14 protein-coding genes are annotated in these 15,010 nt (G+C 71.3%); 4 read left to right on the top strand and 10 right to left on the bottom strand.

From position 1 onward, the window contains the following. Positions 1-40 precede the first annotated feature (40 nt). On the bottom strand, positions 41-3,460 hold the full coding sequence (locus OHA68_RS04335) for an AfsR/SARP family transcriptional regulator (protein ID WP_327106454.1): 3,420 nt from the start codon (positions 3,458-3,460) through the stop codon (positions 41-43). Between the two features lie 90 nt (positions 3,461-3,550). Here OHA68_RS04335 and OHA68_RS04330 point away from each other — a divergent pair, with 90 nt between their 5' ends. Together OHA68_RS04330 and OHA68_RS04325 are read left to right on the top strand one after the other, a co-directional pair. After that, on the top strand, positions 3,551-4,405 hold the full coding sequence (locus tag OHA68_RS04330; protein ID WP_327106453.1) for an NAD(P)-dependent oxidoreductase: 855 nt from the start codon (positions 3,551-3,553) through the stop codon (positions 4,403-4,405). Between the two features lie 281 nt (positions 4,406-4,686). Further along, complete coding sequence (locus OHA68_RS04325; RefSeq protein WP_327106452.1) at positions 4,687-5,454, top strand: DUF4328 domain-containing protein; 768 nt, start codon at positions 4,687-4,689, stop codon at positions 5,452-5,454. Positions 5,455-5,499: 45 nt separating this feature from the next. On the opposite strand, the gene OHA68_RS04320 is transcribed toward OHA68_RS04325, so the two are convergent. The 9 genes from OHA68_RS04320 to OHA68_RS04280 form a co-directional block, all read right to left on the bottom strand. After that, positions 5,500-6,396, bottom strand: coding sequence for an NAD(P)-dependent oxidoreductase (locus OHA68_RS04320; RefSeq protein ID WP_327106451.1), 897 nt, complete (start codon positions 6,394-6,396; stop codon positions 5,500-5,502). An 80-nt stretch (positions 6,397-6,476) separates the two neighbouring features. Beyond that, positions 6,477-6,869 carry a carboxymuconolactone decarboxylase family protein gene (locus OHA68_RS04315; protein ID WP_327106450.1) on the bottom strand — a complete coding sequence of 131 codons (393 nt, stop codon included), beginning with the start codon at positions 6,867-6,869 and terminating at the stop codon, positions 6,477-6,479. After that, the gene (locus OHA68_RS04310; protein ID WP_327106449.1) at positions 6,866-7,282 is read right to left on the bottom strand and encodes a cupin domain-containing protein; all 417 of its coding nucleotides are present in this window, start codon (positions 7,280-7,282) and stop codon (positions 6,866-6,868) included. Before OHA68_RS04310 ends, OHA68_RS04315 begins: the two co-directional genes overlap by 4 nt. Further along, complete coding sequence (locus tag OHA68_RS04305) at positions 7,279-8,193, bottom strand: NAD(P)-dependent oxidoreductase (RefSeq protein ID WP_327106448.1); 915 nt, start codon at positions 8,191-8,193, stop codon at positions 7,279-7,281. The genes OHA68_RS04310 and OHA68_RS04305 overlap by 4 nt, the downstream gene beginning before the upstream one ends. Further along, positions 8,190-9,089 (bottom strand): SDR family NAD(P)-dependent oxidoreductase, encoded by a 900-nt coding sequence (locus OHA68_RS04300; protein ID WP_327106447.1) that lies wholly within the window; start codon positions 9,087-9,089, stop codon positions 8,190-8,192. The genes OHA68_RS04305 and OHA68_RS04300 overlap by 4 nt, the downstream gene beginning before the upstream one ends. After that, positions 9,086-10,567, bottom strand: coding sequence for a flavin-containing monooxygenase (locus tag OHA68_RS04295; protein WP_327106446.1), 1,482 nt, complete (start codon positions 10,565-10,567; stop codon positions 9,086-9,088). The genes OHA68_RS04300 and OHA68_RS04295 overlap by 4 nt, the downstream gene beginning before the upstream one ends. 14 nt (positions 10,568-10,581) lie before the next feature. Continuing rightward, positions 10,582-11,154, bottom strand: coding sequence for a carboxymuconolactone decarboxylase family protein (locus tag OHA68_RS04290; protein WP_189136485.1), 573 nt, complete (start codon positions 11,152-11,154; stop codon positions 10,582-10,584). Then, positions 11,151-12,065: a cupin domain-containing protein gene (locus tag OHA68_RS04285; RefSeq protein WP_327106445.1), complete on the bottom strand. Its 915-nt coding sequence runs from the start codon at positions 12,063-12,065 to the stop codon at positions 11,151-11,153. Before OHA68_RS04285 ends, OHA68_RS04290 begins: the two co-directional genes overlap by 4 nt. A 12-nt stretch (positions 12,066-12,077) precedes the next feature. Continuing rightward, a complete protein-coding gene (locus OHA68_RS04280) occupies positions 12,078-12,839 on the bottom strand; it encodes an HpcH/HpaI aldolase family protein (RefSeq protein ID WP_327106444.1) in 762 nt (253 codons plus the stop codon). A gap of 247 nt (positions 12,840-13,086) precedes the next feature. Here OHA68_RS04280 and OHA68_RS04275 point away from each other — a divergent pair, with 247 nt between their 5' ends. Then, positions 13,087-13,839, top strand: coding sequence for an IclR family transcriptional regulator (locus OHA68_RS04275; RefSeq protein WP_327106443.1), 753 nt, complete (start codon positions 13,087-13,089; stop codon positions 13,837-13,839). 120 nt (positions 13,840-13,959) lie between these two features. Then, complete coding sequence (locus tag OHA68_RS04270; RefSeq protein WP_327106442.1) at positions 13,960-15,009, top strand: extracellular solute-binding protein; 1,050 nt, start codon at positions 13,960-13,962, stop codon at positions 15,007-15,009. Position 15,010: the final 1 nt, after the last annotated feature.

Raw genomic sequence — 15,010 nt, 5'->3', positions numbered from 1 at the left:
GCCTTCCTGACTTGGGGCGGTGTGACGCGTTCGGTGTCGTTCAGTAGCTTTCGTCTTGTTGTGTAGTGGCAGCCGTCAGCGCGGTGGTGAACGCGGCGTCGCCGAGGGCCTGGCGGACGGCCCGCGTGATGCGGTCGACGTCGCCGCGTTCGGCGGCGGGCAGGGGCGCTCCCACGGACTCTCTCAGCGCGGCGGCCCTGCTCAGCAGGCGCGCCGCCGCCTCGTACCGTCCCTCCAGCGCCCGCGCCCCCGCGAGCCCTTCGAACGCCAGCGCCACCGCGCGCGGGTCACCGACCTTGCGGGCCGACGCCAGGCTCTGCAGGTGCAGGTCGAGCGCGCCCGCCGCGTCGCCGCGCTGCTCGGCGGCGAAACCCAGCTCCGCCAGGATCAGCGCCGCCCCCGGATCGCCCGACATCTCGCGCACCCAGCCCAGCTGGGCGCGCATCCGGCGCTCCGCCTCGTCCAGCCGCCCCCGCCTCCTCGCCACCAGCGCCAGCCCCACCTCGGCGAACTCCTCGGCCGGCCGGTTCGACTGTGACACGGCCAGCGCCCTGGCCCGCTCGTGGTAGTCCTCGGCCAGCGCGTGGTCACCGGTCAGCAGGGCGATCCGGCCCAGCCGGGACAGCGCGTCCGACACCGCGCTCCACAGTCCGAGCTCCTCGGCCCTGCGCAGCCCCGCCCGCCGCAGCTCGGCCGCCCGCTCGTAGTCGCCGGTGATCTCGGCGTACGTGCCCAGGTTCTCGGCGGCCCGCATCTCACCCCACCGGTCGCCCGCCGCCCGGAACAGCACCAGCCCCCGCTCGCCGTCCTCCCGTAGCGCCGCCACATCCCCGCGCATCGCCGCCCACCTGGCCCGTACGTTCAGCGCCGCGGCGGTGCCCCAGGTGTCGCCCAGGGCCTGGAAGTCGGCCAGCGCCTCGTCGATGAGCCGCACACTCGCCGACAGGTCATCGAACCCGAACAGGCAGAACCCCGCGAACCACCGAGCCCTCGCCCGAGCGAGCGGCTCCCCGACAGCCTCGAACCACCTGCCGTCGAACCACCGCGTCCTGCCCTGACCTGGGAGGTCGTCGGGGGAGTGGGGTTCCCCCGTCTTACCCTGGCCTGGTGGGTCCGCAGGGGTGCTGGGGCTTCGTGTCCTGGTCTGTCCTGGCGGGCCTTCGGGGGAGTCGGGTGGGTGGGAATCGGGTTGCTGGGGGCGGCCGGCCAGGAGGGCCAGGCCGGTCAGCCAGATTCGGGCCTGGGCGTCGTCGGAGACGGCCACCACCGACTCCAGCGCCCGGCGGCCCTCGCCCAGCCTGCCGCGCAGCACCCAGTACCAGGCGGTCGCGTTCACCAGCCGGACGGCCTCCTCGGCCGCGCCGAGACGTACCGAAGCCTCGATCGCGGCGCGGATGTTGTCACTTTCGGCGTCGAAGACGGCGAGCAGGCGGCGCTGCTCGTGCCCGCGCAGATAGGGCTCGGCCCGCTCGGCGAGGTCGGCATAGTGGCGGGCGTGCCGGAGCCGCATCGCGTCCAGCTCCCCGGCCTCTGCCAGACGCTCCCGGCAGTAGGCGCCCACCGACTCCAGCAGCCGATAACGCGGCCCGGTCCCCGACCGGTCGTCCAGTGGTGCCGGCCCCGCTTCCGGCCGGTCGTCCAGTGGTGCCTGCCCCGCTCCCGGCCGGTCGTCCAGTCCTGCCGGCTCGGTCACCGATCGGTCGGCCACCTGTCCGGCCACCCGCGTTGGTCCCGCCACCACCAGCGATCGGTCGACCAGCCGGGTGAGCACGTCCACGACGTCCGACCCGGAGTCGGCGCAGATGGCCTCGGCTGCCTCCAGGGTCCAGCCACCCGTGTGCACGGCCAGGCGTCGCAGGACCAGCCGCTCGGCTTCGGTCAGCAGTTCCCAGCTCCACGCGATCATCGCCCGCAAGGTTCGCTGCCGGGCGGGCGTGCCCCGCTGACCCGAGGCGAGCACCCGGAACCGGTCGTCGAGCCGGTCGGCGAGCTGGCGCGGGGTCAGCGCCCGCATCCGGGTGGCGGCCAGCTCCAGCGCGAGCGGAATCCCGTCCAGCCGCTCACAGATCTCCGCCACCGCGGCGTCATCGTCCAGCCGTACGCCCGCCCGCGCGCGGAACAGCTCGACGGCGGCCGCACATGCCAACGGCGGCACGCTCCACACCGTCTCGCCCGCGACCCGCAACGGCTCCTGACTCGTCGCCAGTATCCGCAGCCCCGGTGCGGCCCGTAGCAGCACCCCGGCCAGCTCGGCGACCTCGTCCACCACGTGCTCGCAGTTGTCCAGCACCAGCAGCGTCCGCCCGTCCCGCAGCGCCCCCGCCAGCCGATCGGTCAAAGCGCCGGGCACGTCGTCCCGCACCCCGAGGACCTTGGCCACCGCGTCGGCCACACCCCCTCTCCCCTGTACGGACACCGCCCCCAACTCCACCAGCCACCCCCCGCCCCCGAACCCCGGCCCTGCCGCTCGGGCCGCGATCTCCAGGGCCAGGCGGGTCTTGCCGACGCCACCGGGGCCGGTGAGGGTGATCAGCCTGGTGGTGGCCAGGAGCGAGCGGACCGCTGCCACCGCTTCCCGCCTGCCGACGAGAGCGGTGAGCGGGGCGGGAAGGTTGGTGCGAGGGCCGACGGGTGGGGCGTTGGTGCCGGAGTCCTTCGGTGGGGCAATGAGGTGGAGGTCTTTGGGTGGAGCGGTGAGGTGGGAGTCGGTGGGTGGGGTGGGGAGGCCGAGGGCGGGGGACTGGCGGAGGATCGCCTGGTGTACGGCCGCCAGCTCCGGACCGGGGTCCACGCCCAGGTCGTTGGCCAGGCGGGTGCGTAGGGCGGCGTAGCGGGTGAGGGCCTCGCTCTGCCGGCCGGCGCGGTAGAGGGAACGCAGGTGTACGGCCTGCAGTCGTTCGCGCAGCGGGTGCCGGCGCACCAGGTCCGCCAGCTCCGCCGCCAGCAGGTCGTGCTCGCCGAGTCCGAGGCGGGTCTCGGCCAGAGACTCCATCGCCACGAGTCGCTGCTCGTCCAGCTTGGCGATGGCGGTTCTGGTGAACTCCTCGTCGGCGAACTCGCCGTACGCCTCGCCCCGCCACAGCTCCAGGGCCTCGGTCAGCAGCGCACGCCGTACGGTGAGGTCGGTCGTGTGTGCGGCGCGGCCGAGCAGGGCCTGGAACAGGCCCGCGTCCACCTCCTCGGCCGCGACCCTGAGCAGGTAGCCGGGCGGCTGGAAGGTCACCAGGTCGCGATCGCCCAGCGCCTTGCGCAGCTGGGACACCTTGACGCGCAGTGCGGCGGGGGCGTTGCCGGGCGGGCGGCCGCCCCACAGGTCCTCGGTCAGCCGGTCGGTGGATACGGGCACACCCCGGTGTACGAGCAGATCGGCCAGCAGGGCGCGAACCTTGACCTCGGGCACCTGGACCGGCTCCCCGGCCGCCGTCCACACAGCCAGGGGACCGAGCACCCCGAACCTCATCCGCCCTCCCGTAACCAACTCCGAACCGCACCATAACCGTCGTTCCGCATCGTGGTGTCCGTCCAACACCTCTTAGCAGGAAATGCGGAAATGTCGAACTCTATTTCGATCCTTGGTCTCGGTCTCATGGGGCAGGCGCTGGCCGGGTCCCTTCTGGACGCGGGCCACCAGGTCACCGTGTGGAACCGCTCGGCGGGCAAGGGGGACGACCTGGTCGCCAGAGGGGCGACGCGGGCGGCGACGGTGGCCGAGGCGGTGGCGGCGAGCCCGCTGGTGATCGTGTGCGTGCTGGACTACGCGGCGGTGCGCGCGCTGCTGACGGACGTCCCGCTGACCGGCCGCGTCCTGGTGAACCTCACCAACGGCCGCCCCTCCGAAGCCCGCGAGACGGCTGAGCTGGTGGCCGGGCGGGGTGGCGACTACCTTGACGGCGGCATCATGGCCGTCCCCCAGATGATCGGCCACCCGGGCGCGCTGATCCTCTACAGCGGCTCGCAGACCGCCTTCGACGGGCACCGGGACACGCTGGAGACCATGGCCGAGCCGCGCTTCGTGGGCGCCGACCCAGGCCTGGCCCCGCTGCTGGACCTGGCCATGCTGACCGGCATGTACGGCCAGATCGCCGGAGTCCTGGAGGCGGTGGCGCTGGTGGCCTCGGAGAAGGTGCCGGTGGCCGAGTTCACCAGCACGCTCCTGGTGCCCTGGTTGAACGCGATGGCGAGCACCATGCCGCAGCTGGCCGAGGAGATCGCGGCGGGCGACTACAGCACCGACGTGTCGAACCTGGAGATCAACCGGGTCGGCGTGGCGAACCTGGTCCTGGCTTTCGAGGAGCAGGGTGTCAAGCCCGACCTGCTCCTGCCCATGAAGGCCATCATCGACCAGCGCGTCGCCCGGGGCCACGGCGATGAGGGCCTCCAGGGCCTGATCGAGGAGCTGAGCTGAGCGGCATCAAGGAGTTGCCCTGAGTGAGGGTCGAGCGGTCGAGCGGGTGATGTCGGCCGGTGGGGCGGTGATGTCGGGCGGGTGGAGCGGGGTGATGTCGGGCGGTCGCGCTGGGTGGTGTCGCGGGCGAGGTACGAAATGATCTCGGTTGAGCAGTCTGTCGGCTCTTGCCTGACAGCTCTGTCAAGCTGGCGGGCTCGTTCACTCCCGCGATCTTCCAGAGGTGAGCCTTGTACCCGCCCACGTATCCCCCGCCGTTACGCCCGGTCCGCGGACTCGCCATGTTCGCCCTGTCAGCGTTGGCCCTCGACTCCTTGGTAGGCATCGCGGCAGCGGTCATCGATCTGCGGCGGGCCGCGCTCATCGACCGGATACCCGTTGACCTAACGGTCACCGAGGACGACCTCGCCGTCAGTGACCTGGTCTACGCCGCATCCGGACTCGTGGAAATGGCGTCCTACCTGCTGGCGGTGGTCGCGTTCCTGGTCTGGCTGTACCGGGTCAGGGTGAACGCCGAGATCCTGGCGCCCCGTGGGCATCGGCACCCCAGGCAGTGGACGATCTTGGGCTGGATCGTGCCGGTCATCTGGTTCTGGTTTCCCAAGCAGATCGTCGACGACGTCTGGACCGCCAGTCACCGCCGGGGTCCGGAACCTTCCCCGCGCTCTGGGCTGGTCACCGTCTGGTGGGCGGCCTGGCTGATCGGCTCCTTCGTGTCGAACGCGGCAGGACGCCTGCTCTTCCAAGCCGAGGACCTGGAGTCCATGGCCGCTGCGGCCAGGTTCGACGTGGTGTGCATCGCGCTGATGCTGGTGGCGGCGGGGCTGGCGGCCATGGTGATCCACAAGATCAGCAAAGCCCAGGAGGCGCGGCGTCTGGAGCCCGTGCACCCGCAGGCGAGTGACGGCTGGCCCGCCGGAGCGGTGCAGCAGCAGCCGGGTGACGGCTGGGCTTCTGGCGGCGCGCAGCAGGCGGGTGACGGTTGGGCACAGCAGCGGGCCGGTGATGGGTGGGCTTCTGGAGGGGTGCAGCGGACGGGCGAAGGCTGAGGCTCGGGGTGTGCGAGGGCTCTCGCCGTCGTCCGCTGTGGGTGGTCAACGTTCGTCGAGCAGTTGGCGGAGGCGTTTGACGATCTCGGTGTGGTCGGCGGTGGGCGGGAGGTGGTCGGCGGCCTCGGCCCACAGGTCGGTCGCCGCCAGGCCGAGCCTCGGGGTGACGCCGGTGGCCTCGGCCAGTTCGACGCCGATGCGCATGTCCTTCAGCATCAGGCGCAGCCCGAAGCCCGAGTCGTACGTCTCCGGCAGGATGTGGTCCGGCCACTTGCGTTCGGTGGAGCCGCTGCGGCCGCTGGAGCCGTTGACGGCCTCCAGCATGGTCGCCGGATCGAGCCCGAAGCGCTGTCCGACGAGCAGGGCCTCGCTGGTGAGGAGCAGGTGGGTGGCCGACATGAGGTTGTTCAGGGCCTTCAGCGCGTGTCCCGCGCCGGCCGGCCCGAGGTGCAGCACCCGCTTGCCGACGACCTCCAGCAGCGGGCGCACCCGGTCGACGTCGTCCGGCTCGCCGCCGGTCATGATGGTGAGCGTGCCGTTCACGGCACCCTTGACGCCGCCGGAGACAGGCGCGTCCACCAGTTGGACGCCCCGCAGCGCCGTGCGCGCCGCCAGCGCCCGGGTGGCCAGGGGGCGCGAGGAGCCCATGTCGATGATGACCGTTCCAGGCTCGGCGGCCTCAAGGAGTCCGTCGCCGTCCATGACGGCCTCCACCGCGGCGGAGTCGGGCAGCATGAGCACCACGGCCACGGCGCCGCGGGCGACGCCGGCGGCGGTGGCCACGGCCGTGCCACCCGCCGCGACCAGCGCCTCGGAGGCGGCTTCGGCCCTGTCGTAGGCGTTGACGCGATAGCCGGCCGCGAGGAGCCTGCGGGCCATGGGCAGCCCCATGTTCCCCAGCCCGACGAAGCCGACCGTGGCACCGGGCTGGAGCGCGATCATAGGACGATTCCTCTCACCGGGCTGGGTCGGAGTGCTGGCCGGGGCTGGGCTGCCCTCGCCGGCCAGGGGCGGGGTGGTGTTCAGGGGATCTTCACCCCTTCGGCGCGCAGTTCGCCGAGCGTGCGCTCGGCGATGCGGAACGATTCCAGCGCGGCGGGTACGCCGACGTAGACGGCCGCCTGCAGCAGCGCTTCCTGGATCTCCGCCTCGGTGACGCCGTTGGTGATCGCACCCCGTACGTGCACCGCCAGCTCGTGCCCGCGGTTCAGCGCGGTGAGCATGACCAGGTTGAGCAGGCTGCGGGTACGCCGGTCGAGGCCCTCCCTCGTCCAGACGGCCCCCCAGCAGTACTCGGTCACCAGCTCCTGCACCGGCCGGCTGAACTCGGTCACCGCGGCGAGCGAGCGCTCGACGTGCGCCGCGCCGAGCACCTCCTTGCGGGTGGCCAGACCGGCTTCGAAACGGTCGTTCATCGGGACTCCTCGTCGTGGGCCGCAAAATGGTGGGCCGCGGTGTAGTCGTCGGGGCTGACCTCGTCGTACCAGTGGGTGGGGCCGAGGGAGATGGCGGTGTGCGTCATCAGGGTGGTCTCGGTCGCGCCGTGCCAGTGCCGCTCGCCGGGCGGCACCCAGACGGTGTCGCCGGGCAGCAGCCGGACGGCAGGGCCGCCCGCCGCGCAGACCCAGCCCTGTCCGGCCAGCACCTGGAGGATCTGGCCTTCGGCGTGCTCGTGCCAGTTGGTACGGGCTCCCGGGGTGAAGGTGACGAGGTTGATGGTGGTGCCGTCGGTGGTGGGCAGCACCGGGTCGGCCCACACGGTGCCGACGAACGTGGCGGACTTGACGACGGAGACCTCTCCGGCGGCGCGTCCGTGGACGATTCTCACTGCGTTCTCTCTCCTTCGTACATGCGCACTCCTTCGTGTACGCGCACCCCGCCGGCGATGTCGCCGATGGCGTCGACCACGCGGTTGCTGATCTGGTCGGCGTACCCGAGGTTGGCGGCCAGGCCGAAGCTGGCCAGCGGCCCGGCCGCGTTCAGGGTGGGGACGCCGAGGTCGCGCAGGTGGTCCACGTACAGGACGATGTCCTTGGTCATCAGGGTGGAGGTCAGGCCGCCCTCCAGGTAGTCGCCGTCCACGATGTGCGGGAAGCGGTTGGCCGTGGCCCAGTTGGCGCCGCTGGAGGAGTTGAGCACGTCCAGGAGGGTGTGCGGGTCGAGCCCGGCCTTGCTGCCCGCGACCATGACCTCGCTGGTGGCGGCCAGGCTGACCGCGTTGAGGAAGTTGTTGAGCAGCTTGGCCGAGTGCCCGGCGCCGGGCCCGCCCAGGTGGAAGATCTTCTTCGCGAACGTCTCCAGCTGGGGCCGGATCCGCTCCAGCGCCTCCGGGTCGCCGCCGGTCATGAGGGTGAGCGTGCCCTTCTCGGCCGCGGCGGCGCCGCCGGAGACGCCGGCGTCGAGGTAGTGGCCGCCCTTGGCGTCCAGGAGCGCGGCGATCCGCCGGGTGGAGTCCGGGGCGGCGGTGCTCAGGTCGACGATGGTCAGACCGGCTCCGGCCTGGTCGAGCAGGCCGCCCTCGCCGAGTACGACCGCTTCCACGGCCCGGCTGTCGGGCAGCGAGAGGAAGATCAGCTCCGCGCCGGCCGCGATCTCGGCGAGGTCGCGGGCCGGGCTCGCGCCCGCGCGTTCGGCGCTGCCGGGCGCGGGGTCGTAGCCGAGGACGGGATGACCGGCGTCGGTCAGACGGCGGGCGATCCGGCCGCCCATGTTGCCGAGGCCGACGAATCCGATGCTCACGCGCTGTCCCCCTTCGCCTTGTCCCCCTTCGCCTGGGCTCCCTTCGCCTGGGCTCCCTTCGCCGCGATGACGCGGGCCGCCTCGTCCACGGCGGCGGGATCCCACGCGCCGGCGCCGCCGCCGGGGCGGACGGTGTTGACCCAGGCGGAGCCGCCGTCCACGGACAGCACCTCGCCGTTGACGTAGGAGGCGTCGGAGCTGAGCAGGAAGGCCACCGCCGCGGCCACCTCCTCGGAGGTGCCGGTGCGCCGCTGCGGGACGGTCGTGCCCCGTCGCCGCAGGTCGTCGCCCGCCCCGGGGCTCCCCGCCGAGCCGGCGAACAGGCCGGTGGGGACGAGCCCGGGGGCGACGGCGTTGACCCGGACGCCCTGCGGGCCGCCGTACATCGCGGCGCCGCGCATGACGCCGAGCACGCCGTGCTTGGACGACTCGTACGGCAGCAGGTCGTGGCTGCCGCGCAGGCTGGCGATCGACGCGGTCAGGACGATGGCTCCGCCGGCGCCTTGCGCGGCGTACTGGCGGAAGGCGGCGCGGACGCCGAGGAAGGCCCCGCGCAGGTTGACCGAGATGACCCGGTCGAAGTCCTCGACGGTGATCTCGGGCAGCCGGTCGAAGGTGCCGACGATGCCGGCGTTGAGGTGGTGCAGGTCCACCCGGCCGAACCGCTCGACGGCGGCGGCCACGTAGGCGTCGGTGTCGTCCGGGTCGGACACGTCGGCGCGGACGGCGAGCGCGGGCCCGGCGAGCTCGTCGGCGACCTTGCGGGCCCCGTCGAGCTCGACGTCCACCACGACGACCGACGCGCCCTCGCGCGACAGCAGCCTCGCGGTGGCCGCGCCGATGCCGGAGGCGGCTCCGGTGACGACGGCGACCGCGCCGTCGAATCTGCTGGTCATGACTTCCTCTCCGGTGATGTCCACCCCTGGTAGACCAGGCCGCGCCGGGGCAGCGTGCGGCACAGCAGGTAGTAGACGAGGTGGGTGCGGGGCCACTGGGTGACGTTCGCGCCCGAGGACGAGTGGTAGTAGTTGTTGCAGCCGGCGTCCATGGCCGAGGCGTGCTTGGCGAGCTGGCGGTCCACCCAGCTCACGTGCCGGTCCAACGCCTCCTCGCGGGTGTCGACCAGCTTGGCGCCGCTCTTGTGGACCCGGCTGATGGCCCGTACGGCCACTTCGGCCTGGCGTTCGAGCTGGGCGATGATGGAGAAGCCGCCGTTGGTGTTGGGGCCGTACATGATGAAGAAGTTGGGGAAGCCGGGCACGGTCACGCCGAGGAAGGCGCGGGGGCGCTCGCCCCAGAACTCCTGGATCTCCTTGCCCCGCCGGCCGGTCACGGTGAAGCCGGACAAGAACCTGGTGGGCTGGAAGCCGGTGCTCAGGATGAGCACGTCGATCGGATGCTCGGTGCCCTGGTCGTCGACCACGCCCTTCTCGGTGACTTTGGTGACCGCGTGCGGCACGAGGTCGACGTTGGGCCGGTTGAGCGCCGGGTAGAAGCCGCTGGCGAAGATCGGCCGCTTGCATCCCCACGGGTAGGAGGGGGTGACCGCGGCGCGCACGGCGGGATCGTCGATGGCGGAGTCGATGTAGCGCAGGCACAGGTCGCGCATTCTGCGCTGCTCGCGCCCGCCCGTGTCGTAGGCCTTGAAGCGCCGCATCGAGTCGCGGAAGAGCTTGTAGCGGTAGAGCCGGCGCAGCAGGGGCAGCCGCTGGAAGCGGGACCGCTCGGCCGGGGTGAAGGTCCGCTCGCCCTTGGGCTCCACCCAGCCGGGCTCACGCTGGAAGACCGCCAGCCGCTCGACCTGCGGGGCGATGGCGGGCACGATCTGCACCGCGGTGGATCCGGTGCCGACGATGGCGACCCGCTTGCCGGTCAGTTCCACCTCGGCGTCCCAGCGGGAGGTGTGGAACGACACGCCGCCGAACTCGTCCAGGCCGGGCCATGCCGGGTAGCGGGGCACGTTCAGGAGCCCCACGGCACTGATCACGAAGCGGTACGGCCGCCGCTCGCCGTCATCGGTGGTCACCAGGTAGTGCCCGGCGTCGTCGTCCCAGGCGACCGACTCGACCCGGACGCCGAACCGGAAGTGCGGCCGCAGGGCGAAGTGGTCCACCACCGCCTCGGCGTAGACCTGCAGCTCCGGCTGGGTCGCGTGGGTGCGCGGCCAGTCGTAGGGCATGAAGGAGAAGGAGTAGGCGTGCGAGGGGATGTCCACCTCGCAGCCGGGGTACCGGTTGTCCCACCAGGTGCCGCCCGGTGCCGGTGACTGCTCGAAGATGGTGAAGTCGGTGATCCCCGCCTGCTGGAGCTTGACGGCCGCGGCGATGCCGCCGAAGCCACCGCCGATGATCGCCACATGGGTTTCTCCGGGCACGAGTTGGCCCCCTTTCAGGGCTGGACCGGCGGCCGGACGTCGAAGACGGCCAGTTGCGTGGCGATGTGCTGATACCAGCCGACGATCACCGTGACCTCGAAGAGCCCGGCTTCGCCGAGGGCGGTGACGGCGCGCTCGTAGGCGTCGTCGTCCAGCGCCCCGGTGCGCAGCAGGATGCGGGAGGTCTCGTGCACGACGCGTTCCCGCTCGTCGGTGAGGCCGGGGTCCGCGCCCGCGCACAGCGCGTCGACCTCCTGCTGGGACAGCCCGGCGGCCGGCCCGGCGAGCCGGTGGGCGTACATCTCGTACGGGCTGTCGCGGTGCTGGGCGACGGAGAGGATGATGATCTCGCGGCAGCGGGCGCTGAGGGAGATCTCGAACCGGACCGCCGCGCCGAGCTGCTCGAAGGCGCTGCCGATCGCGGGGTTGAGCAGCCAGGCGTTGCACGGTCCCGTCAGGGCGCCGGCCTCGTCGATGATGGGAAAGGCCCTGGTCTGGGTGGCTCGGCGGCCGTTGACCAGCGCGTCGTAGATGCTCCACTGCCGGGCGTCGAGCTCGTCGGGGCCGATCGAGGGGATCCGGCTCATGAGGCGGCTTCGGGCATGGGGTAGTCGGCGGCGTTCAGCACCCAGCCGTCCATGAGGGAGAAGTCGGTGCGCGGCGGGGAGAAGATGTCGATCAGGTGGTTGACGCCCGCGTCCGTCGCCTGGCTGGTGTGCACGGCGGGCGGCGGGATGATCGTGAGCGACGGGCTGTCGCAGTGCTCGTGCTCGTCCTCGCGCCACTGGCTCAGGTCGGTGGTCCAGGGCCAGCGCAGGTGATGGGTGAACGCGCCGTCGATGACGAGCGAGCACTGCTCGAAGTCGTCGTGCGAGTGTGGGGACATGCGGGTGGTGTCGCGCGGGCCATTGCGGGGATGGGTGACGTTCACCATGAACGAGCTGCACCGGAAGATACGGAAGGCGGGCTCGGTCAGGCCGGGCACGTCGAGGTCGTAGGTGCGCAGCTGGAACCCGCCGACCGGATCCGGCCAGGAGATGAGCGGGGCGACGCCGGGGTGCGGCTCGTCGTAGGCGGCGGCGTTGGCGGCCTCGCCGGGGGCGGCGCCGGAACGGGCGGTGAAGATCGTGATGACCCGGCCGCTGCCCTCAAGCCGTACGTCGGCCGCGCCCGGCGGGATGAACGTGAGCGTCTGGCCGGCGACCGTGGTGGTCTTCCCGTCGATGGTGACGGTCGCCGACGTGGTCGCCTCCGGCATCAGCACGGCGCATTCGTCGGAGGTCTCCGGCACCGTGAACCCGGTGGGCGTGACCAGGTCGGTGTAGCCGATCACCAGGTGCTGGCTGCGGCCGTACCAGGTGCGGGTGTCCCCGTCGGTGGTGACGGCGGGCAGCTCGTAGAACTTCACGTGGCCGGCGGGCGAGTAGATGCCGTCCGGCTGCCGCGTCGCCGTCGCCGTGGGGAGGGCTGAGCGCGCGTCGCTCGGGTCGTAGGGCATGGTGCGTCCTTTCTAGGGGTGGGAGATGACGGCGTTGCGGCGGATCTCGGCGGCGGCGTTGCCGAAGATGCCCGCGTCGTTGCCGATCATGACGAAGGAGAAGCCGCGTTCGGCCGCCGCGCGCGCCGCCGCGGCGTCCCGGCAGGCGGTGCCGACCGGCAGGTCGCGGGCGCGGGCGGCCGACAGGAGCTCGTCGGCATGCCGCCGCAGGAGGGGGTCGTCGGCGGCCAGGCCGGTGGACATCGTCAGGTCGCCCATGCCGAGGAAGGCGGCGTTGAGCCCCGGCGTGTCCAGGATCTCCGTGACTTGTTCGAGCGCCGAGAGGTCTTCGAGCTGGGGGATGCGCAGGGTCTCCTCGTTGCCTCGCCGGACGTAGTCGGCCGTGGAGTCGAGGCCCCACGTGCCGGCCCGGGAGGTGGTGCCGAGGCCGCGCCCGCCGCTCGGCGGGAAGAGCATGCCGTTCATCGCGCGCTCGGCGTCCTCGCGGCCGGTCACGTGCGGGACGAGGATGCCGTCGGCGCCGATGTCGAGGACGCGCTGCAGGTGGCTGCCGCCGGCGTCGGGCACGCGGACCAGCGCGTGCATGCCGAGCCCTTGGGCGACGACGACCGCGCGATAGGTCGACTCCAGGGTCATGGGGCTGTGCTCCATGTCGGCGACCACGAAATCGAAACCCGCGCGGGCCAGGAGCTCGACGGTCTCCAGCGCGGGGATCTTGACCCAGGTCCCGATCAGGCACCGGGTACTTTCGCGGAGGTGTTGGAGCATGCGCATGAATCCTCCTGTCCCTCAATGAGGGATGAGAGTTCTAGTAAGCGGGATAGGGGTGACGGTAGGCTTTCGGATGCGCTGCGTCAAGAGTCACGTTTTGAACACCTACTTTTCTTAAAGTAGAAATGCCGTGGAAACCTTGACGGCCCCGGTAGGGCGTGTTCTACAGTCCGACGTACCGGATGAGGGAATCGAAAATCCGCAATGCGGGACAAGCCCTGATCTGGATCGAGCGCCGGGAGGGCCGCACGTGACAATCCCCGACATCCCCAGCGGTGACCTCCAGGTCGTCGCCCGAGTGGTCCAGTTGCTGCGACTGCTCGGCGAGGCCGGGACCATCGACCTCGTGTCGGCCGCCCAGGAGTTGAGCGTGGGAAAGTCCACGGCACACCGCTACCTGGCCTCGATGGAGAACCACGGCATGCTCCAGCGCCGTGACCGCAACCGCTACGAGTTCGGTCCGCTCCTGGCCGAGCTGGGCACCATGGCCCTGTCCCGGCTGGGCGTGGTCAACGTGGCGCGGCCGGTCATGGAGCAGATCAGCCTGCGGGTCCGGCACACGGTCGTGCTCACGATCTGGAACGGCCGGCAGGCGGTGGTGGCCCAGGTCCACGAGGACAGCAGCCGTACGGCCCACGTCTCGATAAGGACGGGAAGCGTGCTGCGGACCGGGACGGCGCAGGACTGCGTGTTCCGCGCCTTCCAGGACCAGTCCTTCTACCGCTTCCGCAAAGAAACGCCGGATGACGGGCAGGAGACTGACGGGCTGGAAGAGGTACGCCGGACCGGCGTCGCCATCCGATCGAGCGCCAGCGAGGGAGTGCGCGCGGTGGCGGTGCCCATCAGGGACGCGGCCGATCGCGTCGTGGCCGCGCTCGCGGTGATCGGCGTGACGCAGCTCGTACCGGATGAGGACGACAGCGATGTAGTGATGACCCTGCGTGAGGGCGCGCAGGCCATCCACCAAGCACTGAGCGCATCACTTGAGCGCGCAGGGGAGTGATCGACGCTCTCGTGCACCGCGACCGGCGAACGCCGGCCACGGACGAGTGATCGGGGGTGGACCCGGAGCCGTGACGTTCACCTTGGCCGTGACGGCTCTCCACTCGAGAAAGGCAACGACATGAGGCACAACCATCTTCTGGCCCTGGCGGCCACCGGCCTGCTGCTGGCCGCCACGGCGGCGTGCGGCGCTAACTCCTCGACCGAAGCGACCAAGACACTCACCTGGGCCAGCACGGGCGGCCAGTTCCAGGAGGACGAGAAGAAGGCCCTGCAGGAGCCCTTCACGGCCAAGAGCGGCACCACGTTCGTCAACGTGAGCCCCGCGGACGCCTCCCAGGTCAAGGCCATGGTCGCGTCCGGCAACACCGCCTGGGACCTGGCCAACATGAGCTGGATCTACGCCGGCGCCTACTGCGGGGAGCTCTACGAGAAGCTGGACGATCCGGCGCTCGACCGCAGCAAGTTCCCGCCCGGAACGACCCACGACTGCTTCGTGCCGACCTACCGCTACGCCAACGTCTTCAGCTACAACGCGGACATGTTCAAGGGCGAGGCCCCCTCCAAGATCGCGGACTTCTTCGACGTCAAGCGGTTCCCGGGCAAGCGCATCGTCCATGACTATCCCAAGAGCGGCCTGCTCGAAGCCGCTCTGGTGGCCGACGGCGTGGCACCCGACAAGGTCTACCCGCTGGACCTGGAGCGCGCGCTGCGCAAGCTCGACACCATCAAGTCGTCCCTCGTGTTCGCCCCCAGTTACGGCGCGATCCAGCAGATGATGGTGGACAAGCAGGGCTCGATGGTCCTCACCGTGACGGCCCGCAGCATCGTGACCGCCCAGAGCGGCGCGAACCTCAAGGCGGTCTGGGACTTCACCACCGTCGACATCGGCGCCCTGGTGATCCCCAAGGGATCCCCCAACAAGGCGCTGGCCCAGCAGGCGCTCGCCTTCGTCACCGAACCGGCCCAGGCCAAGACGTACGCCGAGCTGACCGGCACGGCGCCCGCGCGTACCGACGTGGACATCTCCAGCATCGGGTACAGCGACGTCCAGAAGGCCTTCAACGCGTTCCTGCCCGACCGCGGCACCCTGCTTGAGCAGGACAAGCCCTGGTGGATCGAGAACACCGACATGGTCACCAAGCGCTGGACGAGCTGGAAGGTCAGCTAGG

Origin of the sequence: Nonomuraea glycinis (assembly GCF_035920485.1) — a bacterium.
Taxonomy (GTDB): domain Bacteria; phylum Actinomycetota; class Actinomycetes; order Streptosporangiales; family Streptosporangiaceae; genus Nonomuraea; species Nonomuraea glycinis.
Note: the sequence above shows the minus strand (reverse complement) of the source record. Positions and strands in the feature narration are given on the sequence as shown.